We start from the raw sequence: 21,153 nt of genomic DNA, 5'->3' as shown, positions 1-21,153 counted from the left end.
GTCGTGCGAAAGGATCACCGCAGCGTCAGATGCAGGCTGTGTCTCCGGCGTTGACTGAGGCAATGTCGGAGGGCAGTGACGTCGACACGCTGGTGTCCACCGATGACGGTTCTGCGGACAACGACGTTCCCGGATCTGCCGGCGCTACGACTGTGCCGGAAAAATCGCTGCCGATGACAAGTTCGACCATGTCGCCCATGCTCGGGGTGAGAACGAGTACGGCACCGGGAATCGCGGATGCGACGGTGGCGGCCTCGGCTTCGTAACCGGCTGCATACCGCACCACCGTCGCCGAGGCCTGAACGTTGGCAAGTCCTGTTGCTGTGCTGAAATTTCCGATCGTGGAGATCTGGAATCCGTACGCTGCGAGTTGGTCGGCGGCGGTGGCGGCTTGACCGGAAACGCCTGACGCGTTCGAAACATCGATGTAGATGTTGTACGGACTCATTGCCGACACGAGTGTTGCCTCGGGCACCGGCGTCGTGGCGGTGGAGGGCGCCGAACTGGTCGATGTCTTGTCGGTATCTGTGGCACGCTCTTCGCCCGGAAGCGGCTCGTCGTCGATGATTGCCTGGAACAGTGCTTTGATCTCGTCGGTCCGGGGGATTTCATTGCCCCAGTCATTCGTGCCGTCGGTGGGCACGGTCAGGAAGGTGACGGCGCCCGCATCGACGTTTTGCAATGATCGACCCAGCGTGACCAGGGATTTTGTATCGATGTTCTCGACAAACGTGTCCTGGGTGAATGCGTTGATGAACCCGTTGAGCTTGCTGGGATTGAGCAGCACATTGTTGGACAGTGCCGAGCGCAGCAGCGCGGACAGGAACTTCTGTTGCCGGGTGATGCGCCCGTAGTCGCCGTTGCCCTCGGCTTCGACATGCCGGGCGCGGACGTAGTTCAGCGCCGTCCGGCCGTCGAGTACCTGGTTTCCGCTGTTTGCGAGGACGGTGCCGAGAATGCCGTCTTCGATGGGAACCGGAGTGCAGATGTTGACTCCGCCGACCGTGTCGACCATGCTCTCGAATCCGGCGAAGTCCATGCCGACGAAGTGGCCGATCTTGAGTCCGGACATTTTCTGGATGACCTTGACCAGACACTTCGGGCCACCGAGGGCGTAGGTCGCGTTGAGTTTGTCGCCGGAGGCAGCGGGGAAGGACTCGCTGGTGTACGTCCCGGAACTGTTGTCCCAGCCCTGGCAGACCGGCCGGTCGACGTCGAGGTCGCGGGGAAACGAGACGGCGACGACGCGACTGCGGTCGGCGGGAATGTTGACCAGCATCACGGTGTCGGCCCGGGCGCCTTCGGCGTCCTCGACGGTGCCGGCGCCGATTTCACCACTTGCGCCGGCCCTGGTATCGGTGCCGACGATCAGATAGGTTTCGTCGCCGAGCTGGCCGCCCGCGTCGACGATGTCGTCGGAGTTGGTGTCGAGCGCAGCGATCTGCTCGAACTTTCCTTCGGTGGTGCGAAGGTAGCCCCAGACGACGCCGGTCATGGTCAGTGACATCACGGCAAGAAATGCGACAGCCGATCGGCTGATCGTCTTCATACGCTGGCGGCGTCGAATCTTGTTCAGCGCAAGCCGACTACCACCGGTTTCACTGACGACTCGGGGAGAAGCGGGCGACGGCGGGTCGCTGCTGATCCAGTCAGCAGCGGCCGGTGCGATCGGTGGGGGCGGAAGGGGCTTTTCGGGCGGCAGCGGTTTGTTGGGGGGCTGGTTGGGAGGCCGCGAGTTAACGGGCGGCGCTGCCGGGCTGCTCTTTTTCGGGGCCGGCGGTTCGACTACACGCTGGCCGGCTGTATCACCGACACGTTGGACGAGTTCTGCGACGGAGATGCTGTCGCTCGGTGGTGCGTCGCGCCGACCGAATCGGCCGAAGCGATCACTACCCCGACGCTCTGGCACCGCGGCGTCGGACTGCGGCGCGTCGGTGGGTTCGGGTTTGGACGAACGACGATTGCGGTATCGCTGATCTGCAAGGGGGCGCTCCCACGGGGCGCGGCTTTCGGGCGAAGGCGGGCCCGAGTCGTGATCATCACCCACCGATGCAACCTGTCTCGTCGTTGACTGCCGATACGGACAGTGCGTCTTTTGTCGTGCGCCGTCCAACTGCTGTTGACGAAGCTGGGGCCATATTACTGGTGGATCCTGAGTTATTCACTCAGAAACTTGGCGAATTGCCCGAATTCACAGCAATGCGTTATCCGCCCGAATGCATGATGTCCGCTCCGACGGGCACCAGATCGTCCTCGGGATCATCGAGCCAGCCCTCGGGCAGGGCGACCTGACCGGGGGAACCTTGCCGGCCGCGGGGACCTTCGGCGTCCTTCGGGAACGGAACCGAGCCGTCCAGCTGGGCCAGCAGTTCGTCGAGTTCGGTCAGGGTGCTGACCAATGCCATCGACACCCGCAGATCCGACCCGACCGGGAATCCGCGCAGATACCAGGACACATGCTTGCGGAGTTCACGCAAGCCCTTCATCTCACCGTGGTGTGCGGCGAGGAGTTGGGCATGGCGGGCGATGATCGTGGTGACCTCGCCGAGCGTGGGAGGCGTCGCAATGGGCTGACCGTTGAGAGCCGCGCTGAGCTCTGCAAACAGCCACGGACGGCCGAGGCATCCGCGTCCGACGACAACGCCGTCACAGCCGGTCTCGTCCATCATGCGGGCGGCGTCGGACGCGTCGAAGATGTCGCCGTTTCCGAGAATCGGGACGTCGGAAACATGTTCCTTCAGGCGGGCGATCTCGTTCCAGTCAGCCGTCCCGGAGTAGCGCTGCGACGCGGTGCGCGCGTGCAAGGCAATTGCGGCGGCACCTTCGGCAGCGGCGATGCGTCCGGCGTCGAGGTGCGTGTGATGGTCGGCGTCGATACCGACGCGCATCTTCACAGTGACGGGAATGTCGGTGCCCTCGGTGGCGCGAACGGCAGCTGCGACGATCTGCCCGAACAGCCGACGCTTGTAGGGGAGTGCGGAGCCGCCACCTTTTCGAGTGACTTTCGGCACTGGGCAGCCGAAGTTCATGTCGATGTGGTCGGCCATGTTCTCGTCGACGATCATTTTGGCCGCAGCGTAGGTCGTGTCTGGGTCGACGGTGTAGAGCTGCAGGGACCGTGGAGTCTCGGTGGGTCCGAAGGTGGTCATGTGCATGGTGGCCGGCTGGCGCTCGACGAGCGCGCGGGCAGTGACCATCTCGCACACGTACAGCCCGGAGGTGCTGCCTGCACGTTCGAGTTCGAGTTCACGGCAGAGCGTGCGGAAAGCGACGTTGGTGACGCCGGCCATGGGCGCGAGGACCACGGGGCTGTGCAGCTCGAGTGAACCGATACGAAGGGAAGACATGACTACCTCTGAACAAATATTGCTGACAAGTGAAAGTGCCCGGTACCGAATCCGGTACCGGGCACAGAATAGCTGGTGAAACTAAGAGGCCTGCTGTTCACGCTTGGCGGCTTCGCGGGCGAGCATGCGATCGCGCTGCTCCTCGAACTTTGTCGCCTGGGCGCCAAGGGTCTCGAGGAAAGCAGCCAGTTCTTCGCGAGTGTTCTCGCCTTCGGCGCTGAAGTCGTTGCGCTCGAAGATGTTCCACTTGCGCAGCACGGGCCAGATGACCTCGTCGAGGTGCTGACGGAGATCGTAGATTCCGTGCTTGGCCATCAAAACGCCGTTGCGACGGAAGTTGGGCATCCCAGCGCCGGGCATCTGGAAATTCTGGACGATGTTCGACACGGACTTGAGAGTCTGATCGGGTGCAAGATCGAGGGCGGCGGCACAGATGTTGCGGTAGAAGATCATGTGCAGGTTCTCGTCGGCGGCGATGCGCTGAAGCATCTTGTCGGCGATCGGCTCGTTGCAGGCCTTGCCGGTGTTGCGGTGGCTGACGCGAGTCGCGAGTTCCTGGAAGGTGACGTAGGCGACAGAGTGGAGTACGCCGGCGCCGTCATCGGGGATGGGCGGGTTGTAGCCGGTGATCATGTGTTCCATGCGGTAGCGCTCGAGTTCGACGGGATCGACTGCGCGGGTGACAACCAGGTAGTCGCGCATCACGATGCCGTGGCGGTTCTCCTCGGCGGTCCAGCGGCCGACCCAGGTGCCCCAGGCGCCGTCCTGTGAGAAGTTCTCGGCGATCTCGCGGTGGTAAGACGGCAGGTTGTCCTCGGTGAGGAGGTTGGTGATCATCGCCGCTCGGGCGACCTCGCCGAGTCGGGACTGTTCGAGGCTCCAGTCTTCGCCGCCCATGGCTGCGAAGTTGCGACCCTCGTCCCACGGGACGTAGTCGTGCGGGTGCCATTCCTTTGCCATGGAGATGTGCCGGTTGACGTTCTCTTCGGCAACCGGCTGCAGTTCTGTCAGCAGTTCGAGCTGCGTCAGAATCCTCGTCATTATTTGCCTCCGTGTTGAGTGAATGCACGACTTCGCTCCAGCCTACGGCACCGTAGGTTTGGCCTGATCGACATGAACTGATCCCCCTGTGCGAATGTTACCGAGTCGTAGCCAGCGTACGTGGACGGAAGATGGACACAGTCTGAATTGTCCGATGCGTGCCATTCGCTTGTTGCCGAGATCATACCTGCAGATTTGGCTGTACGTGTGAGTTTCAGGACCACATATTTTCGCGGACAAAATCCCGGAAATCACGCGCTGGCCTCGACAATTCCCGATTCTCGGTCCAGACAAGCCCGATCTTGCGTGTTGCGCCGGCAAGGGGAACGAACACGATTCCCTCGGCCCAGATGGGCGGATCCTGAATCGGCATGACGGCCACGCCGAGGGATGCGGACACCAAACCGCCCACAGTTGCCAGCTCACTGCTCTCGAAGACGAAATCCGGAGTGAACCCGGCGGCGGCACACATCTCGTCGAGAATTCGTCGCATGCCGAAATCCAGCTGCATTCCGATGAACTGCTCTCCCGCAGCGTCGGCCAGATCGACCTCGGGCAGGTCCGCGAAGCGATGTCCGAGAGGAACGGCGAGGGCAAGTTTTTGCTGCGCTATCTGTATCCACGCGAGTCGAGGGTTGTCCGGCTGCGGCGACACGAGTGCCAAATCGGAGTCGCCGGTGACCACGCGATCACTCAGGAACTGCGCTCGATCCTGATGGAGCTCGAAACGCACACCCGGATGTTCGGTTCGATATGCCCGAATCATGCGCGGAATCAACCATGTTCCGAATGAATGGAGAAAATCGAGTCGCACGGTTCCGGTATCTGGCCCGGCCAGGGCGTCGATCTGGCGCAACGCGGAATGGAGTGTGTTCAGGGCGTTGGTTGCATGTTCGTAGAGGATGCGGCCGTAACGATTGAGTGTGAGCCGACGGCCGTGTCGGTCGAACAGCGGCACACCAACTGATCGTTCGAGCCGGGCGAGTTTGCGAGAGAGCGTGGGCTGCGACAGGTGAGTGATATCAGCCGTCGCCGTGACCTGTTGGGTTTCAGCCAGCACGACAAACCACTCGAGATCGTCCGACAACATCACAGGTGCAAGCCTATATGTCTTAGAGGTATGTAGAACATCAAATTAATGCATTTTCTTTTGTTGTGATGGGCGCGGAAGATTCTTGCCGGAGGTCGTGTCGATGAGCATGTCGTTAGAAATCAGCGCAGGAACAGAAGCCGGTGCAGGAACAGAAGTCGGCGCAGGAATCGCGTCGTACCGCCGGGGGTCCGCCGGATACCGCGCGGTGACGCTTGCGTTGTTTGCAGCGGGATTGACGACGTTTGTGTCGATGTACTCGGCTCAGGCACTGCTGCCTGCGTTTTCGCACTCTTTCGGAGTGTCGCCCGCGGTTTCGGCCCTGTCCGTTTCGGCGACCACGGGCATGGTGGCATTGGCGATCATTCCGGCGAGTGCATTGTCCGAGCGATTCGGCCGGACCCGCGTCATGATCTTCTCGGCAATCACGTCGTGTGTGATCGGACTCCTGCTGCCGCTGAGTCCGACTATCGAGATTCTGCTGGTGGGCCGAGCATTCCAAGGTGCTGCGCTTGCGGGAATTCCGGCGGTTGCCATGGCGTATCTCGCGGAGGAGATAAACCCGAAGGATTTAGGCGCAGCGATGGGACGCTACGTTGCCGGCACCACTGTTGGTGGGTTGATCGGACGGTTGATCCCGGCGGCGGTGGTCGACGTAAGTTCTTGGCACTGGGCACTTTTTGCGGTTGCATTGCTCTCGACGGTCTTTGCGATCGTCATGACCAGGGCCCTGCCGCGATCGCAATTCTTCCAGCCGCAGCCGGTATCTGTGCGACGGTTGATTGCGAATCTACGTGTTCACCTTGCGAACTCGGCGTTGCGGACGCTTTTCGCGTTGGGTTTCATTGTCATGGGCGCATTTGTTTCCGTCTACAACTTCCTCGGATTTCGGCTAGCTGCAGCGCCTTTCGGGCTTTCCGAGGCGGTTGTGGGACTGGTGTTTCTGTTCTATCTCGCGGGAACCGTGACGTCGACCGCGGCCGGTGCTGCCGCGGACAGAGTGGGGCAGCGGTGGGTGTTGCTCGGCTCCGTATCGGTGACAGCGCTCGGCCTTGCGTTGACCGTCCCCGACAACCTCGCGCTGACGTTGGTGGGGATGTTGCTCTTCACCGGAGGATTCTTTGCCGCGCATTCGGTAGCCAGCGGCTGGGTCGGTCGACTTGCCCGAGCACACCGGGCGGAGGCGTCGGCGCTCTACCTGTTTGCCTACTATGCCGGTTCGTCCGTGGCCGGTGTTCTGGCAGGTTCAGCCTTTGCGATAGCCGGCTGGAATGGCGTCAGTATTTTTGTCGCCTGTTTGCTTGTGCTGGCAATGGGATTGTCACTGAAGATGTTTCGGGCCACCCGGGTTGGCTGATACCAGTTGCGGCGGCTCTTCGGCCGCCGCAACTGGCGTTATCGTTTACTTCTTGCCGCCGCCGAGGAGCCCGCCCAGCAGATCGCCGATGCCACCGCCACCGGAGCCGCCGAGGAGCCCGCCGAGTGCTCCGCCGATGCCGCCACCGGAGTTTCCGCCGCCGAGGAGTCCGCCCAGTAGATCGCCGATTCCGCCACCGCCGGCAGCCTGGGTCTGCGCTGCCGATCCGCCGCCTGTGAACTGCTTGGCGAGGTACGCCAGCACGATCGGCGCGAGAATCGGGAGTAGCTGCTTCACCAGATCGTTTCCGCCGCCGACGCTACCCAGCGTGCTGGCTACCTGATCGGTGTTGTTTCCAAAGATGTTTGCCACGATCTTCTGACCGTCGGCGGTGTCGACCTTGCTGATGTCGATGCCGTCGTCGAGGATCGTGGTGTTGGCGTGCGCCTGCAACGCGCTTTCGAGCGACGCCGCGCCGGCCTCGCTGTCGGCATTGGCGCCGAGACCGCTGACCAGCGTGGGAAGTGCCGATTTCACAGCAGTTTCCGCGGTTGCCTGATCTACGCCGAGTTGCTGCGCGATCTGGTCGATCGGGATCTGTGAGAGAAGGTCGTCAAGCGAAGCCATTCGATGCCCTACTTTTCTGGGGTCCTACTTGTCAGCACCCGGTTGATGCAGACACTAGTGAATGTTCGAGACCGTCGGTAGCTCGGATGTTGCGGAGTTGTCAGCGTTGGGCTTTTTCTCGGGGGACAAGACACATGAGAAGAGCAAGTGCGAGGCCGCCGACGGTCAGAATGAATCCCATCTGATTCGTCAGGATGGTGGAGTAGTTTTCCCTGATGATGTTGTCGAATTGGTCATCGACGCGGTAGTAGAAGGTGCCAAGGCTGACCAGTCCGACAATCACTCCGATCCAGGCTGCGAGTCGTGAACCGAACACTGCCGCAATCAGGATCGCCACGCCGGACCCGAGAAGAAGAATCATCATGGATCGGTAGAACGGTACGGACTGATCGGCGATCTGCTCGATAACCCAGCCGGCCGGAAAGCCATCTCGTAAGTCTTCGAGACGGACATCTCCGGGTTTCACGCCGGCCAATATCGACATGAACGAGCCGACTGTCACGGCGATACCGCAGATCAGCAGAACCACATGTACAAACGTGCGCATATCACTCTCCCGAAGGATCGGTGAACGTCTAACGCGGTCGAGTTACGAGCCTAGCGACGACGCGTGTGCTTTCGACAGGCTTTTCCTGGACCGTCCCAGTTGACCATGCACAATGTGACCATGGCGGACAACATGCGTCGACTCGAAGAGATTTCTCTGAGCCTTCCCGAAGCGCAGCGCGTCGATATCGAAGCGTGGGACGGGCACCCCACGTTTCGGGTGCGTGGCAAGAACTTCGTGTTCTGCAACGGCGACGCCACGTCCGTGACGATCAAGCTGAGCAAACCGGAAGCAGAGGCGGTAGTCGCCACCGAACCCCGCGCAACTGCGGCCGGGTACGGGCTGGGGCGGCACGGATGGGTCACCCTCGATCTCAGTGGCAAGATCGAGGGAGAGTATTGGGATCAACTCGAGGAATGGATCTACACCTCGTTCACCCTGGTTGCGCCGAAGAAGCTGGCCCGAATAGTGCTCGACGGGGATGCACACGGTGGTAACCCGATAGATTCGTGACGACACGCACGCCGCCTAGACGAGGATTTGGTCATGACGACTCCGCAAGCACCATCGGCTACCACTACGTCCGGCATGCCGCCGTGGGCGAAAAAGGCCATCACGATCGGCGTGGCGGCCGTTGTTCTGGTTATCACCTACTTCATTCTGGCCGCGTACCTCCCGCGCTGGTGGTCTCAGCGGATTGCATCGCTCGCAGACGGCAGTTTCAGTGGCGGCATTGCGTGGGGCGTGATGTTCGGGCTCGTGTGTACGTTGGTCCCGCTGCTCTTCTTTCGCGCGATCTGGCAGGTACGCAAACGGAAACATGCGCGGCCGATGCAGATCGGTGCTCTGGTGCTCGGTGTGATTTTTGCTTTGCCCAACCTGCTGACGCTGAGCATCGTTCTCGGAAACAGCAGTGCTGCGCACGCGGGCGAACGGGTACTCGACGTCGACGGCCCGGGTTTCCGCGGTGCTTCGGTTCTCGGCGCGATCATCGGTGTTGCCTTGTTCGTGGGAATCGTGCTCCTGGGCTACATGTACAAGAAGCGTGGCAAAGAGATCGACAAAATGCGCGGCGACCTCAAGCAGCACGAGCCGCAGAGCAAGGGCGAAGCTCCGGCCCCCGAAATGTGAACTACCAGAATAGAACAGGCTTGATTACTTTTCCTGCTGCTTGATCTGTGACGGCCCTGTCGATGTCCGCGAAAGGATAGGGCGTCACCAGCCGGTCGATCGGAAATTCTCCGGCGGTGTAGAGATCGAGCAGTCGCGGAATGAACGTAGCTATGTCGGACTCGCCCTCGACACAGCCTCGAATAGTCTTCCCGTTCAACATGATGTCGGCAATATTCACGGTGAGGTCGTGGGCTCCGAGACCAACCACTACCAATGTTCCGCGGCCGCGAAGTGATGTCACGCCCTGATTGACGACGCCGCCGATTCCGGTGGTGTCGAGGGAATGAGTCGATCCTCCGTCGGTTGCGGCGCGCACTGCTGCCACAACGTCGTCGGAGCCGGGATCGATGGCAATTGCGCCGAACTCTTCGGCCAGCTTCCGACGTTCGGGTACCGGGTCGACGGCAACCAGCGTGGAAACCCCCACTGCTCGCGCCGCGAGAAGAGCCGCGAATCCGACGCTGCCCGCTCCGAAGACCACAAACGTCGAGTCGGGTTCGGGGCGAAGAGTATTCAGAACTGCGCCGGCTCCGGTTTGAAACCCGCACCCGAGCGGGGCTGCGACGGTCAGGTCAATCGCAGGATCAACGACGACGGTGTTGTCTGCTGTGGCGATGGCGTATTGCGCGAAGCTCGACTGACCGAAGAATGCGGACCTGATCGGAGTGCCGTTCTGCGTGATCGGTGTCGAACCGTCGGTGCGCGCACCTGCGCTGTTGAGTTGATGCGAGCGTTCGCAATATGCCCGATGCCCACTTCGGCATTGACGGCACACTCCGCAGCTCCGATAGCTCAGCAGAACGTGATCGCCTTCGAAGATATGGGTGATCGACGAGCCGACGGCCACGACGACCCCTGCACCTTCGTGGCCGAACACGCAGGGGCCAAGCCTTTTCGGTAGTGCTGACTTGGTGAACAGATCCGTGTGGCACAGACCTGTTGCGAAAATTCGTACGAGGATTTCGTCGGCACGAGGCTCCTCGATCTCGACGGTCTCGAGGGCGAAAGGGGAGTCGGGACCGTACGAGAGCGCGGCGCGCATTTTCCGCGGAGGCATCGAATTCTTCTCCGGGCGAATCACACTCGCTCGAGGAGGAAGTAATAGTGCTGGCCGTTGTCGAGGACCAGCTTCGATTTTCCGTTCATGATTCCCATGAGTGTCGTGTCGTCGACCTTCTTGAAATGGTCGAAGATCGGCGCGCCGTCGTAGACCATCGTTGCGGTGACCTCGCCGCGGAACTCGATGTTCCACAGGCTTGCTTCTCCGTTGCCGCCCTTGATGTCGGAGTAGAGCTTTCCGTTCTCGTCTCGGCAGATCAACGGCTTTGCGTCCTCGGCCGAGTTGAAGGTTTTTCCGTACCAGCGGCTTGCCACCAATTTGTCGTGGAGTCGGTGGCCGGTGGCGAAGTCGTCGCCTTTCCATTCCCCGAGGATGTCCGCCGTGTCGACGGTTTCCAACGCTGCCCACACTTCGTCGAGTTCGGTGGGGGAGACGTCGTTTTCCTGCTCGCGAAGTTTTGCGAAAGCGCGACGGGCGTCGTCGAGATGCATGGTTCTCCTTGGGAACGGCGTCGGGAGGTCTTCACGAACCAAACTGTTCGTGAACTCTGGACGCTACGCCGAACCGGATGGTTCGGCAACGGTGGATTCGATCTAGGCTGTCCACATGCGTTCAGCAGGGGAAGCGACCAGGGACCGCATTCTGGCATCGGCAAAGGAAGAATTTGCCCGATGCGGGTTTGCGGGCGCTCGCATCAACCGCATCGCCAAGGACGCGCGAGCGAGCAAGGACCGCCTGTACGCGTACTTTGCCAGCAAGGAAGAGCTTTTCTCCGCTGTGATGGCCCAGTGGACCGTCGAGACCACGGCTGAGACCGCACTTCGGGGGGACGACCTACCCGGGTATGCCGGTCGTCTGTTCGACAACTACTTCGCGCATCCCGAGAATGCCCGCCTGCAGGAATGGGCGGATCTCGAAGCGCCCGAATCCGTGAGCTACCACGACATCCGACGCAACACGCTGCGCCCCAAGATTGCAGAGATTCGCAAAGGCCAAGCCGACGGGCACATCGATCCCAGTTGGAACCCGGCAGAGTTGCTGATCGTGATCACCGAAATCGCCAGAACACTTGCACTTCCGCATAGCGGCGGTGACGTTCGACCTGGATCGTCGAGAGCGCCAGCGCTGCGAAGGCAGACTGCCGTCGACGCTGTCCGGCGACTGATTCTCAGTTCCTGATGATTCTGACGTGCGCCGAAAGTGCAACAGCCTGACAGCAAAACAGCCTGACACTCTCCGAAAAGAAGTGTCAGGCTGTTGTGTGTGCCCCCAGTAGGACTCGAACCTACGACCTGCGGATTAAAAGTCCGTAGCTCTACCAACTGAGCTATAGGGGCGCGGCGCAGAGTCTAACCAGACCGCGAAGAAGGTGAAAACACCGCCCCCGTCAAAGGGACGATTCCGGGACCGGTGTGCCGCCGCCGCAGGGGTGGCGTTGTCCCGAAATCCGTAGGAGTGATGGCTGAAGGGATCAGCGGCTATGACGAAGAGTTCCACTGCAGCAGTAGATGTTTGATCGCTACGGACGTTCGCCGGACGGTCGAGGAGGTGAGTGAACCGAGTTTCCGACGCGCCGCAGAATTCTGCCGGCGATCAAAAGGAGGTCACGTTCGGCGTCTGTGCACTCGGCGTGGATCGCTTCGGTGAGCCATCGATTTCTCAGACGGCGATCCTCGTGGAGTGCGGACGCGCCGGCGTCGGTCAGGTCGATGAGGTGCGCGCGGCCGTCGGATGGATCGGATCGCCGGGTCACCAATCCCCGTGTTTGGAGCGTTGCGACTGTCTTGGCGATCGATTGAGGCGTGACGCGCTCGAGTTGCGCAAGGGATTTGGCCGTCATGGGTCCGTGGCGGTCGAGATGTCCGAGAGCGTGGACTTGGGTCGCGCTGAGCTGGGGCCCGATCCGTTGGTTATGCAGACGCCGTGCGAACACGCCGAGGTCTTCCGCTAGTGCATCAATCTCGTCCTGGGTCATCACCGCTCCTCGGCCGCCTTGGATATTAGACAGCCTAACTGTGTAGTTGATCGGTAAATGTCCGATTTTTGTGCACGTATTGTGAACAAATAGTAGCTATGGTTGTTTAATATTCAGGGGCTTGATGGCGAAGTCTCGTGTTGTGTGTGCTTCGGCGTCGGTTCGAAACAGAGAAGCTCGGATGCGCACCCCCTGTGCCGCACCCGAGCGGCCAAAACGATACCACCCGGTGTGTTCCGGGGGCGCGCTTGCATTTTCGGTGTCATCTGATCGAATGACATCACTAGTACTTTTGGTGGGTGTCACGTTAAGGCTTACATGGCGAATCCGGAGGGGATATTGTGAGCTTCCGGGGGATTGTGGGTGTCGCAGGCGGCACCTTTGGGATATCGACTCGGCGAGAGGCATAACACCGCATATGGCACGTCAACAAGAGCGTGCGCGGCGTACCCGCGCCGCCCTGGTCGAAGCGGCTGCAATCGAGTTCGCCAAGCGCGGTTACGCCGCTGCGTCGGTGAATACGATCCTTGAAGGATCCCGTGCCACCAAAGGCGCGATGTACTTCCATTTTCAATCGAAAGAAGAGCTGGCAAGAGCGATCTTGACCGCTGCGATGGAGATGTTCACCGACGCCACCGATCAGTGGTCGAAACGGACGGACCTGGATCCGTTCCAACTTCTTCATGGTCTGGTGCTCGACATTGCCACACTGTTTCGAACCAGCGTGATCGTGCAGGCGGAGTTCAGGCTGATCATCGAGCCGGAGTTCTATGCCGACGTGAAATCGGGTGCAGGTCAGGTGTGGGGGCGCTCGGCATTCGAGTTCGCGACGCGGGCGAAGGCAGATGGTTTGTTGCGTCAAGGTGTGGAGCCGGAGAAGTTCACGCGCGTCTTGGCGGCAACCCTGGCCGGCCAGCGATACATGGCAGATCTGACGTCGCAGAGTGGTGACCTCGCGCTCTGGTTCGAGGAAGCGCTCGAAGTGGTTCTCGAAGCGATGGCCAGTTCGAATTGGCTCGAGAATTTTCATCGTGAGGGATGGACGGCTGTCGAGTCCTACGTGCGGGAATAGTGCGATTTTTGCTCTCTGACCTGGCGATTTGAGTTTTTCCCGTGGTGTGTCCTAAGCTATCCAAGCTCCCAACGGAATGCCGGAGGGGGTACTTGCTCGGAGTGATCCGGCGCGCCCCCTTCGTCTAGCGGCCTAGGACGCCGCCCTTTCAAGGCGGTAGCGCGGGTTCGAATCCCGTAGGGGGTACGTTTTGCGAAAGCGAAACGATGCAGTATGGTTTGACCCGCACGACACGCTTTGAGTTGCAGAAATACCCAGCTAGGACAGTGGTTTGGGAGCAGCGAGAAGATGTAGTACGGTTTCACAGCAAGGAAAAAGCAAGGCCCTGTGGCGCAGTTGGTTAGCGCGCCGCCCTGTCACGGCGGAGGTCGCGGGTTCGAGTCCCGTCAGGGTCGCAAAGCATTGTTCTCAGCCAATTGGCTGAGGGCAATGCAGTGCGATAGGCATTCGGTTCGGGTGCCGTCCGGCCAGGTAGCTCAGTTGGTACGAGCGTCCGCCTGAAAAGCGGAAGGTCGCCGGTTCGATCCCGGCCCTGGCCACCACAACTCGATAAATCAAGCTCCAGATTCTCGTTTCTCGAAACGATGAAGCTGGAGCTTTTTCTATTGCCTGATTTCTGTTACCCGACGCGATTCTTCAACTGGTCGGTCGGATTACGTCGAAATGGTACCGGTCAGCGGGAACGTGGCATGCGTCACTTCCCGTCGAACATCACTATTAGCCGCAGCGCCCATCCCAGGGCCGCGGGTGGTCCGGCATTCTTCGCGAAGTCCGGACCTCCTTCTCTGCGCAAGAAGGAAGTGATGGTCGACGTGACTCACTCGAGGTCCCGACGTATCGGGAAAATCAGCCGCTCCGCGGTTGCATTGTTCGGAGCCGGCATTCTGCTTGCCGGCTGCGCAAGCAACAACGACGACGGCGGCACTACCGACGGTGATACCGGATCGGCGTCGATCGTCACCGGGATGATCAATGAACAGGGCGATGCGGGCACGCCGGTTGCAGGCGGAACACTGACGTACGGTGTCCAGGTCCTGGCGTCATCCCTCGACCCGACAAAGGTTGCAGCACGCGGCGGATCCGGCGGTGAAGCTCTGGCCGCGGTATACGACGTCCTGATGAGCTACGACACTGCGAGCGGCGAGTTCGAACCGAAGCTGGCCAAGTCGCTCGATACCAGCGACAACGGCAAGACCTGGACACTGAAACTGCGCGAAGGCGTGAAGTTCAGCGACGGAACCGCGCTCGACGCCAACGCTGTCATCGCGAGCATCGACCGGTACAACGCAGTAAAGGGCAACGGCGCAGAACTGTGGGTCGCATCAGTCGCCTCGATGGAAGCCTCAGATGCCGCTACCGTCGTTTTCAACCTGAACACTCCGTGGATGCGTTTTCCGTCGATGCTGGCACTCGGCCACGGAATGATCGTCGCCCCCAGCTCGCAGCAGGGTGACAAGTTCACCGCTGTCGGCGCCGGACCGTTCACCGAAGGCGTGTTCAGCCCGAGCGTCGAGCGAATCTTCAAGGCCAACCCCGCTTACTACGGCGGTGCTCCCAAGCTCGAGCAGCTTCGCATGGTTGCGCTGAACGGTCCGCAGGCCAATCTCGAATCGTTGAACAGTGGTCAGCTGGATGTTGCGTACATTCGTGGTCTGACGTCGGCGATCAATTCCGCCAAGTCCGCCGGCTACCCCGGTTACATCGATGTCCTCAATGCCGGCAGTGCTGAGATCATCAACAACCGTGCGGGCCGACCGGGCTCGGATGTTCGCGTCCGCCAGGCTATTGGTTATGCACTGGATCCGGAGCTGATCGATCAGCGCGCGGAAAACGGTGAAGGTCTGCCGGGTTCGGAGCTGTTCGGCTCGACGTCGCAGTGGCACGTCGACACCCCGGGTATCGCGTACGACCCCGCCAAGGCCAAGGAACTTCTGAGCCAAGCCAAGGCCGACGGATACAACGGCACGCTCAACTACATCGTGCTCAGCGAGCCGAAGGACCATGCGATCGGTTTGGCTGTGCAGTCTTTGCTTCAGGCCGTCGGGTTCGAGGTGAACCTGATTCTTGCGAACAATGCCGGTGACATCGTTCAGAACGTCTACGTCAAGAATGATTTCGACCTTGCTCACGCCGGTATCGGTTTGTACGAGTCGATTCCGGACCTCGGTCTGTACTCGACGACCAACAGCACATCGAAGTCCAACACGGCGGGTTACGCAAACCCGGCTATGGATCAGTTGATCGCTGATCTGCAGCAGGCGAAGGACAACGCGTCGGCGCTTGCCGTGATCAGCAAGATCCAGACCCTGTGGAACGAGACGGTTCCGTCCGCTCCGGTCGGTGGATTGGCTTCTTTCTGGGCTTGGCAGAAGAACGTGCACGGGGTGGTTCCGACTGCGACGGGCATCATGCTGTTCGACCAGGCATGGATGGGCGCGAAGTAGCTTTCACAGCGCGTACCGAGAGCCCCGTCCGACGCGAGTCGGGCGGGGCTCTTCTGGGTCGCACCAAGTGTCGCACCAAGTGTCGCACCAAGTTTTTCGGCGTAGGTGAAGGAGTAACGCCGGTTTTACACGAGAGCAATGCCGTCGACCAATTCGATCTGGAAACTGTGTGTAGTCGCAGACGCTGATCTGCGGCCGACCCGCCCGCTCAGGTTCTGACGCGGTGACGATCCTGTGGTTCGCAGCCGCAGGAACAGGGTGACGGCCCGCGTAACTGTTGCGCGGTTCGTTGCGCCCTGTATCCGTCCCGAGAGAAGAGCGGTGCGAATCGATGTCGCCACACAAACATGTAGATCTTCTGATCACTCACGCGTATCTGTACATTGACCGCAATACCGAACTGGCAGACGGCTGGTTGGCGGTTGTCGACGGTCGCGTTCATTCCTTTGCTCCTGCTGGATCAGCTGAGCCGAGCGCAGATCGGAAGATAGATGCTGCAGGACGTTTGGTCACCCCAGGATTGATCAACGCACACCATCACATGTATCAAAACCTCACGAGGTCCTTCGCGCCTGCGGTGAATGGCACTCTGTTCGAGTGGTTGACCACTCTGTATCCCATCTGGTCGAAACTCGAACCGGAAGCAGTGCACGCGTCGACTTATGTGGCGATGGCCGAGCTTCTCCTGGGAGGCTGCACGACGTCGATGGATCACATGTATGTCCATCCGAGACCAGAGTTGATCGACGCACAAATTCAGGCGGCCACCCAACTCGGATTCAGGTTCCTTGCAACGCGAGGTTCGATGACCCGCTCTACGGAGGGCGGCGGACTTCCTCCGAAATCTGTTGTTCAGGACAAAGATACGATTCTTTCCGACAGCGTGAGACTGATCGAGAAGTATCACGATCCCAATCCAGGTGCGATGACTCGCGTGGCTCTAGCTCCGTGTTCACCATTTTCGGTGACAGAAGAACTGATGTGTGAGAGCGCAGAACTGGCTGAGGCGTACGACGTCCGCCTGCATAGTCATCTCGCCGAGGACATGGACGAGCATGCGTATTGCCTTCAGACATACGGGTGTACTCCGGTCGAATACCTCGAACGAACAGGATGGGCCGGATCACGTACGTGGGTAGCGCATTTCATCTATCCGAGTTCATCTGAGCAGCTTCGTCTGGCTGCAGCCGGAGTTAGCGCAGTCCAGTGCCCCAGTTCCAACATGATGATCGGTGGTGGCAGTGCCGATGCGTCGTTGTTGCGCGGCATCGGTATGCCGGTCGGACTCGGATGTGATGGATCGGCATCCACTGATCACGGGTCGATGTGGCTCGAATCGCGAACTGCGTTGTTGCTCGGGCGGTTCAGGAACGGGCCGGCATCGATGACCGCGCGCGATGTCCTGGACATGGCGACGCGAGGCAGTGCCACCTGCCTGGGGTGGGACGACGAGATCGGCCACTTGCGCGTCGGCGCCTGTGCGGATCTTGTTGTGTGGGAAGCAGAGCCGTTGGCATTGGCGGGTGCGCTGACAGATCCGGTCGAAGCTTGGCTTCGGTGTGGACCTGCGCGAGCAGGTACGACGGTCGTCGCAGGCAAGGTCCTGGTCGACGGTGGGCAATTGTGTGATTCGGCTGTGGCCGGCGTTCTACGAACGCACGACACTCATGCACGCCGGATGCAGTCGCTTCTCTGAAACGAGAGCTTTTCCTTCACTTTTCAGTCCTCCGCAACAAAACCTGACTCGAATCGAGATCACCCATGTCTTTGTCACATGAAAGTACGGACGGCAACCTGTCAGTCGAGGGTGCCGATCAAAGTCTCACGATCGATACCGAACAATCGATTCCCTTGCCGAGGAAGGTCGCTTTAGGCGCGCAGCAGTTGCTCGTCTCGAACGTGTGGCTTGATCCGCTGTTCATCGGCAGTGCAGCAGGTCTCGGAGCTGCTCTGTCCACCAATCTTCTGACGGCGACGCTCCTTGCGGCCGGAGTGGCAACGCTCCTGCAGACCACGAAGCTGGTCAAACTACCTGTGGTGGAGGGGCCGTCGTCGGCTTTCTCTCCGTTGGCGATCGCGTATGCAAAGGCGGGTTCCCTCGCCGCCGCGGGTACCGGTTTGTTGATCGGCGCCGCAATTGTTCTGCTGGCTGCTGCGACGGGCGTCCTCGGGAAGGTTCGCAGAGTACTGAGTTCTGCTGTCACGGGGACAATCATTCTGCTGGTGGGGCTGTCGTTGGCCGGGTTCACGATCCAGGAATTCTTCGGTATGCCGGGCACAGAGAACTTTGCGACGCCCTCGACGATTCTCATCGCTACCGTGACTACCGCTGTTGTTGTTCTAGGCGGAATGTTCACCGGTAAATTTCGCTCATTCTGCTTTCTGATCGCACTTGTCGTCGGAAACCTCCTCGCGTTCGCGTTCGGGCGTCTGGACTTCTCCGGGGTGTCGGCGGCGCCGTGGCTTCGATTCCCGACGCTACTCCCGTACGGATCGTTGACCTTCGATCTCGGCATCACCGTGACTATGTGCATCGTGTTCTTCGTGGCCGTCGTCGAGGCGATAGGGATCTACGAAGCAACGGCGCGTCTGACGCGACTCCCGTTGACGGAGCGACAGATCAACGCGGGTGTGGCCGGCGAGGCAGGCGGTTCGATGTTGTCGGCTCTGTTCGGTGGTTTCGGTACGACGGCATACGCCCAGAATCTTGGTGTCGTTCGAATTACCGGCATCGGAAGCAGATTTGTGGTCCGCGTGGCCGCGCTGATGATGATCGCACTCGCGATGTTTCCCAAAGTCGCGGCAGTTCTGGTCACGACGCCGGCGCCCGTCATCGGTGGACTCTTCCTACCCGCGGCCGCGACGGTCGTCATTACCGGGGCGCAGGCAGCGTTCCGTGATCGTGGTAACTCGACGCACAATTTGATTGCCCCGCTCGCACTGATGGCAGGCCTCGGAGTGCCGGCACTCACCGGTTCGCTTGTCGGGGTGTGGCCGGAACTCGTAGTGCAGCTCGCGACCCAGGGCATCGTTGTCGGTGCCGTCGTTGCAATCGTGCTCGAAGGTCTCTTTGTCGTCATTCCGAATGCGCTAGCTCGACGAGGTAGCCGGAAAAGTGAGGGCACACTCTGATAACGGTGTGGCCTGTGAGACCAGTGTTACCCACGAGTTAGAAGTCGTGGGACGATACTGGTGTGGTGACTGATCGGAGCGATGGCAAAGGGAAGCGTCGTGGGAGTAGCGAATCAGCTAACTCGCGCAGCTCCTCGGACAAAACTGGCCGCGAGTCGATGAAGTTCCGCGCCCGCGCCGCGACGTGGACCAGTCGGCCGTTGTTCGACTTCCACATGATCGTCGGTTTGGTCGTCCTGATCGTGGCTTTCGGTTTGTTGATGGTGCTCTCGTCGTCGAGCGTCGAATCGTACGTCCTATCCGGTACGTCGTACGCGCGGTTCTGGCCGCAGTGCATGTTCGCCGCCATCGGTCTGGTCCTGTTTGTGGCGGTCGTGCGAGTTCCGACCGAGCTGATGCGAAAATATTCGCCCTGGCTTCTGATCTTCTGTCTGATACTGCTTGTGCTGGTCCTTATTCCGGGAATCGGTTCGGAGCAAATGGGTGCGCGTAGCTGGTTTGTCGTCGCTGGAGTTTCATTCCAACCGTCGGAACTCGCGAAGCTGGCCCTTGCAATTTGGTCGGCCGCGACGGTGGCGTCGTTCCTCAACGCACGTATCGACGTCAATCGCGCTCTGCCGGTCATCGGTGGCACGACGCTTCTCGTCCTGATTCTTGTCGTGTTGGAGAAGGACCTCGGCACCACGATCACCATCGGCATCATCTTCATGTCTGTGCTGTGGTTCGGGCTGTTCCGGTTGCGAACGTTTGTCATGTTGACCGTGGGGTCCGGGGTGGCGTTCCTTGTCCTTGCGCTTACTGCCGGCTATCGCTCTGATCGAATCAAGGCCTATCTCAATCCGGATCTGGATCCGCAGGGACTGAATTTCCAGAGCACTCAGGCAAAATATGCATTGGCGAACGGCGGTATCTTCGGTCGTGGGCTCGGGCAGTCCGACGCGAAGTGGAGTTATCTTCCGCAGGCGCACAACGACTTCATCTTCGCGGTTATCGGGGAAGAACTCGGCCTGATCGGTGCGCTGATCGTGGTGGCACTCTTTGCTGCTGTCCTCATTGTCGGGCTGAGGATCGCCAAGCGGTCCACAGATCCCTTCCTCAAAGTCATGACGGCAACTGCGACGACGTTGATCGTGATGCAGGCTTTCATCAACATCGCCTACGTGGTCGGGCTTATTCCCGTCACCGGGTTGCAACTGCCACTCATTTCGGCCGGCGGTACGTCGATGATCACGACACTGCTGATGTTCGGGCTGATCGCGCACGCTGCGTTTCGTGAGCCTGAGGCTGTCGCATCACTCGAAAGCGCAAGCCGTGGCTGGGTGCCGTTCATGTTCGGCAAACCTCGTTTCGGCGAAGCCAAGAAGCCGAGGAAGGCGCCGCAGGGTCGCGTACGCGAACGCCCGCAGCAGCAACGTCGGGGAGAGCAGCCGCGCCGATCCCCGCAGCAGGGACGCAGGCGGCCGTCGCAGCCGGAACCACGCCGGAGCAGTCAACCCGATCGGCGACGTGCCGTCCGACGTGACGGTGACGACGACCGTCAGTATCGCGGCGGCACCCGTCCCCGGCGCGCTTCCTGATTACCGTCGGGCGTCGGGATCCCCGGTAGGCGACTACATTGGAATCTGAAATCGGCGTCGGAGAAGGTTGTGGGCATGGCAGGTGGCGATAAGCTGGATCAGTCTGTGGTGGAACGAAGCTCGGTGATCGGGCGTCGTACGACGCCGTCGCAGCGAGCACGTTTCCATCGGATTGTCGACGCTGCAATGGAATCCGCGTCCGAGGGTGGGTACGACGCGGTCCAGATGAGGTCGGTTGCCGAGCGGGCGGGCGTGGCGATCGGGACGGTGTATCGGTACTTCCCGTCGAAGAATCACATGCTGGTTGTGGCGTTGGTGTGGATGTTCGAGGGTTTGCGCGACAGGTTTCACGACTACGAAATCCCGGGGGACACTCCGTCGGATCGAATTCTGTTCGTATTGAGGAAGAACACGGAAATCCTCGAGACCGATCATCCTCGTTACGAGGCGCTGGTTCGCGCGTACATGTTTGCGGACGCGTCGGCGACCCCGGAACTCAACGCGCTGGGTGATGTCGTGACGGAGATGTTCGCGAAGTCGATCGGTGTCGAGGAGATTTCCGAGCAGCAGATGGATGCGGTGAAGGTCATCAACGACGTCTGGATGTCTTCTCTCGTGTCGTGGGTGGCCGGCCGGATGACCAGTGATCAGGTGATGGCGCACTTGGAACTCGCCGTGCGCTTGGTGTTTCGTAAGTTGGGCGGGTAGCGC

Annotated in this window: 19 protein-coding genes and 4 tRNA genes; 13 read left to right on the top strand and 10 right to left on the bottom strand. The window is 60.4% G+C overall.

Translation table 11 applies throughout. The annotated features are described in order from the left end of the window. Positions 1-25: 25 nt before the first annotated feature. The 4 genes from V2B23_RS13090 to V2B23_RS13075 form a co-directional block, all read right to left on the bottom strand. Positions 26-2,047, bottom strand: coding sequence for an LCP family protein (locus V2B23_RS13090; RefSeq protein ID WP_430950750.1), 2,022 nt, complete (start codon positions 2,045-2,047; stop codon positions 26-28). A gap of 157 nt (positions 2,048-2,204) precedes the next feature. Next, complete coding sequence (gene dusB / locus V2B23_RS13085) at positions 2,205-3,347, bottom strand: tRNA dihydrouridine synthase DusB (RefSeq protein ID WP_430950749.1); 1,143 nt, start codon at positions 3,345-3,347, stop codon at positions 2,205-2,207. An 81-nt stretch (positions 3,348-3,428) separates the two neighbouring features. Further along, entirely contained in the window at positions 3,429-4,388 is a 960-nt protein-coding gene (locus V2B23_RS13080; RefSeq protein ID WP_430950748.1) for an acyl-ACP desaturase, read from the bottom strand. A 214-nt stretch (positions 4,389-4,602) separates the two neighbouring features. After that, positions 4,603-5,478, bottom strand: coding sequence for a LysR family transcriptional regulator (locus tag V2B23_RS13075; protein WP_430951146.1), 876 nt, complete (start codon positions 5,476-5,478; stop codon positions 4,603-4,605). A gap of 109 nt (positions 5,479-5,587) precedes the next feature. Between V2B23_RS13075 and V2B23_RS13070 the strand changes: the two genes are divergently transcribed. Further along, entirely contained in the window at positions 5,588-6,835 is a 1,248-nt protein-coding gene (locus V2B23_RS13070) for an MFS transporter (protein ID WP_430951145.1), read from the top strand. 45 nt (positions 6,836-6,880) lie between these two features. On the opposite strand, the gene V2B23_RS13065 is transcribed toward V2B23_RS13070, so the two are convergent. Both V2B23_RS13065 and V2B23_RS13060 read right to left on the bottom strand, forming a co-directional pair. Then, positions 6,881-7,462, bottom strand: a complete 582-nt coding sequence (locus tag V2B23_RS13065) for a DUF937 domain-containing protein (RefSeq protein ID WP_430950747.1) — start codon at positions 7,460-7,462, stop codon at positions 6,881-6,883. Between the two features lie 100 nt (positions 7,463-7,562). After that, on the bottom strand, positions 7,563-8,009 hold the full coding sequence (locus V2B23_RS13060) for a hypothetical protein (protein WP_430950746.1): 447 nt from the start codon (positions 8,007-8,009) through the stop codon (positions 7,563-7,565). Between the two features lie 120 nt (positions 8,010-8,129). Between V2B23_RS13060 and V2B23_RS13055 the strand changes: the two genes are divergently transcribed. Continuing rightward, entirely contained in the window at positions 8,130-8,522 is a 393-nt protein-coding gene (locus tag V2B23_RS13055; protein ID WP_430950745.1) for an MmcQ/YjbR family DNA-binding protein, read from the top strand. 33 nt (positions 8,523-8,555) lie between these two features. Then, a complete protein-coding gene (locus V2B23_RS13050; RefSeq protein ID WP_430950744.1) occupies positions 8,556-9,140 on the top strand; it encodes a hypothetical protein in 585 nt (194 codons plus the stop codon). A gap of 1 nt (position 9,141) precedes the next feature. Here the strand turns inward: V2B23_RS13050 and V2B23_RS13045 are convergent, their stop codons facing one another. Together V2B23_RS13045 and V2B23_RS13040 are read right to left on the bottom strand one after the other, a co-directional pair. Continuing rightward, positions 9,142-10,239 (bottom strand): NAD(P)-dependent alcohol dehydrogenase, encoded by a 1,098-nt coding sequence (locus V2B23_RS13045; RefSeq protein ID WP_430950743.1) that lies wholly within the window; start codon positions 10,237-10,239, stop codon positions 9,142-9,144. Positions 10,240-10,259: 20 nt separating this feature from the next. Then, positions 10,260-10,733: a DUF4334 domain-containing protein gene (locus V2B23_RS13040; protein WP_430950742.1), complete on the bottom strand. Its 474-nt coding sequence runs from the start codon at positions 10,731-10,733 to the stop codon at positions 10,260-10,262. A gap of 115 nt (positions 10,734-10,848) precedes the next feature. On the opposite strand from V2B23_RS13040, the gene V2B23_RS13035 reads away from it, so the two are divergent. Next, positions 10,849-11,421, top strand: a complete 573-nt coding sequence (locus V2B23_RS13035; RefSeq protein ID WP_430950741.1) for a TetR family transcriptional regulator — start codon at positions 10,849-10,851, stop codon at positions 11,419-11,421. Between the two features lie 85 nt (positions 11,422-11,506). Here the strand turns inward: V2B23_RS13035 and V2B23_RS13030 are convergent. After that, positions 11,507-11,579 (bottom strand) — tRNA-Lys (locus tag V2B23_RS13030). Between the two features lie 182 nt (positions 11,580-11,761). Beyond that, entirely contained in the window at positions 11,762-12,217 is a 456-nt protein-coding gene (locus V2B23_RS13025) for a MarR family winged helix-turn-helix transcriptional regulator (protein ID WP_430950740.1), read from the bottom strand. 418 nt (positions 12,218-12,635) lie between these two features. Between V2B23_RS13025 and V2B23_RS13020 the strand changes: the two genes are divergently transcribed. The 9 genes from V2B23_RS13020 to V2B23_RS12980 all read left to right on the top strand — a co-directional run bounded on the left by V2B23_RS13020 (position 12,636) and on the right by V2B23_RS12980 (position 21,150). Next, positions 12,636-13,289, top strand: coding sequence for a TetR family transcriptional regulator (locus V2B23_RS13020; RefSeq protein ID WP_430950739.1), 654 nt, complete (start codon positions 12,636-12,638; stop codon positions 13,287-13,289). 113 nt (positions 13,290-13,402) lie between these two features. Then, a tRNA-Glu gene (locus V2B23_RS13015) sits at positions 13,403-13,475 on the top strand. A 135-nt stretch (positions 13,476-13,610) separates the two neighbouring features. Then, positions 13,611-13,684, top strand: a tRNA-Asp gene (locus tag V2B23_RS13010). A gap of 70 nt (positions 13,685-13,754) precedes the next feature. After that, a tRNA-Phe gene (locus tag V2B23_RS13005) sits at positions 13,755-13,831 on the top strand. Positions 13,832-13,978: 147 nt separating this feature from the next. Then, a complete protein-coding gene (locus tag V2B23_RS13000) occupies positions 13,979-15,733 on the top strand; it encodes an ABC transporter substrate-binding protein (RefSeq protein ID WP_430950738.1) in 1,755 nt (584 codons plus the stop codon). Positions 15,734-16,064: 331 nt separating this feature from the next. Next, the gene (locus tag V2B23_RS12995; protein WP_430950737.1) at positions 16,065-17,429 is read left to right on the top strand and encodes an 8-oxoguanine deaminase; all 1,365 of its coding nucleotides are present in this window, start codon (positions 16,065-16,067) and stop codon (positions 17,427-17,429) included. A 65-nt stretch (positions 17,430-17,494) separates the two neighbouring features. Continuing rightward, positions 17,495-18,865, top strand: a complete 1,371-nt coding sequence (locus V2B23_RS12990) for a uracil-xanthine permease family protein (RefSeq protein ID WP_430950736.1) — start codon at positions 17,495-17,497, stop codon at positions 18,863-18,865. 158 nt (positions 18,866-19,023) lie between these two features. Then, the gene (gene ftsW / locus V2B23_RS12985; protein ID WP_430951144.1) at positions 19,024-20,442 is read left to right on the top strand and encodes a putative lipid II flippase FtsW; all 1,419 of its coding nucleotides are present in this window, start codon (positions 19,024-19,026) and stop codon (positions 20,440-20,442) included. A 75-nt stretch (positions 20,443-20,517) separates the two neighbouring features. Next, a complete protein-coding gene (locus V2B23_RS12980) occupies positions 20,518-21,150 on the top strand; it encodes a TetR family transcriptional regulator (RefSeq protein WP_430950735.1) in 633 nt (210 codons plus the stop codon). Positions 21,151-21,153: the final 3 nt, after the last annotated feature.

Source organism: Rhodococcus sp. 24CO, from assembly GCF_050586165.1.
In the GTDB taxonomy this organism is placed as follows: Bacteria; Actinomycetota; Actinomycetes; order Mycobacteriales; family Mycobacteriaceae; genus Rhodococcus_F.
The sequence above is the reverse complement of the archived record's forward strand: the minus strand, read 5'-3'. Positions and strand labels throughout refer to the sequence as shown.

Coding starts and splice junctions, on each gene's coding strand:
- dusB (WP_430950749.1), bottom strand. CDS start 3,347: ATGTCTTCCCTTCGTATCGGTTCACTCGAGCTGCACAGCCCCGTGGTC.
- V2B23_RS13080 (WP_430950748.1), bottom strand. CDS start 4,388: ATGACGAGGATTCTGACGCAGCTCGAACTGCTGACAGAACTGCAGCCG.
- V2B23_RS13075 (WP_430951146.1), bottom strand. CDS start 5,478: ATGTTGTCGGACGATCTCGAGTGGTTTGTCGTGCTGGCTGAAACCCAA.
- V2B23_RS13070 (WP_430951145.1), top strand. CDS start 5,588: ATGTCGTTAGAAATCAGCGCAGGAACAGAAGCCGGTGCAGGAACAGAA.
- V2B23_RS13065 (WP_430950747.1), bottom strand. CDS start 7,462: ATGGCTTCGCTTGACGACCTTCTCTCACAGATCCCGATCGACCAGATC.
- V2B23_RS13060 (WP_430950746.1), bottom strand. CDS start 8,009: ATGCGCACGTTTGTACATGTGGTTCTGCTGATCTGCGGTATCGCCGTG.
- V2B23_RS13055 (WP_430950745.1), top strand. CDS start 8,130: ATGGCGGACAACATGCGTCGACTCGAAGAGATTTCTCTGAGCCTTCCC.
- V2B23_RS13050 (WP_430950744.1), top strand. CDS start 8,556: ATGACGACTCCGCAAGCACCATCGGCTACCACTACGTCCGGCATGCCG.
- V2B23_RS13045 (WP_430950743.1), bottom strand. CDS start 10,239: ATGCCTCCGCGGAAAATGCGCGCCGCGCTCTCGTACGGTCCCGACTCC.
- V2B23_RS13040 (WP_430950742.1), bottom strand. CDS start 10,733: ATGCATCTCGACGACGCCCGTCGCGCTTTCGCAAAACTTCGCGAGCAG.
- V2B23_RS13035 (WP_430950741.1), top strand. CDS start 10,849: ATGCGTTCAGCAGGGGAAGCGACCAGGGACCGCATTCTGGCATCGGCA.
- V2B23_RS13025 (WP_430950740.1), bottom strand. CDS start 12,217: ATGACCCAGGACGAGATTGATGCACTAGCGGAAGACCTCGGCGTGTTC.
- V2B23_RS13020 (WP_430950739.1), top strand. CDS start 12,636: ATGGCACGTCAACAAGAGCGTGCGCGGCGTACCCGCGCCGCCCTGGTC.
- V2B23_RS13000 (WP_430950738.1), top strand. CDS start 13,979: ATGCGTCACTTCCCGTCGAACATCACTATTAGCCGCAGCGCCCATCCC.
- V2B23_RS12995 (WP_430950737.1), top strand. CDS start 16,065: ATGTCGCCACACAAACATGTAGATCTTCTGATCACTCACGCGTATCTG.
- V2B23_RS12990 (WP_430950736.1), top strand. CDS start 17,495: ATGTCTTTGTCACATGAAAGTACGGACGGCAACCTGTCAGTCGAGGGT.
- ftsW (WP_430951144.1), top strand. CDS start 19,024: ATGAAGTTCCGCGCCCGCGCCGCGACGTGGACCAGTCGGCCGTTGTTC.
- V2B23_RS12980 (WP_430950735.1), top strand. CDS start 20,518: ATGGCAGGTGGCGATAAGCTGGATCAGTCTGTGGTGGAACGAAGCTCG.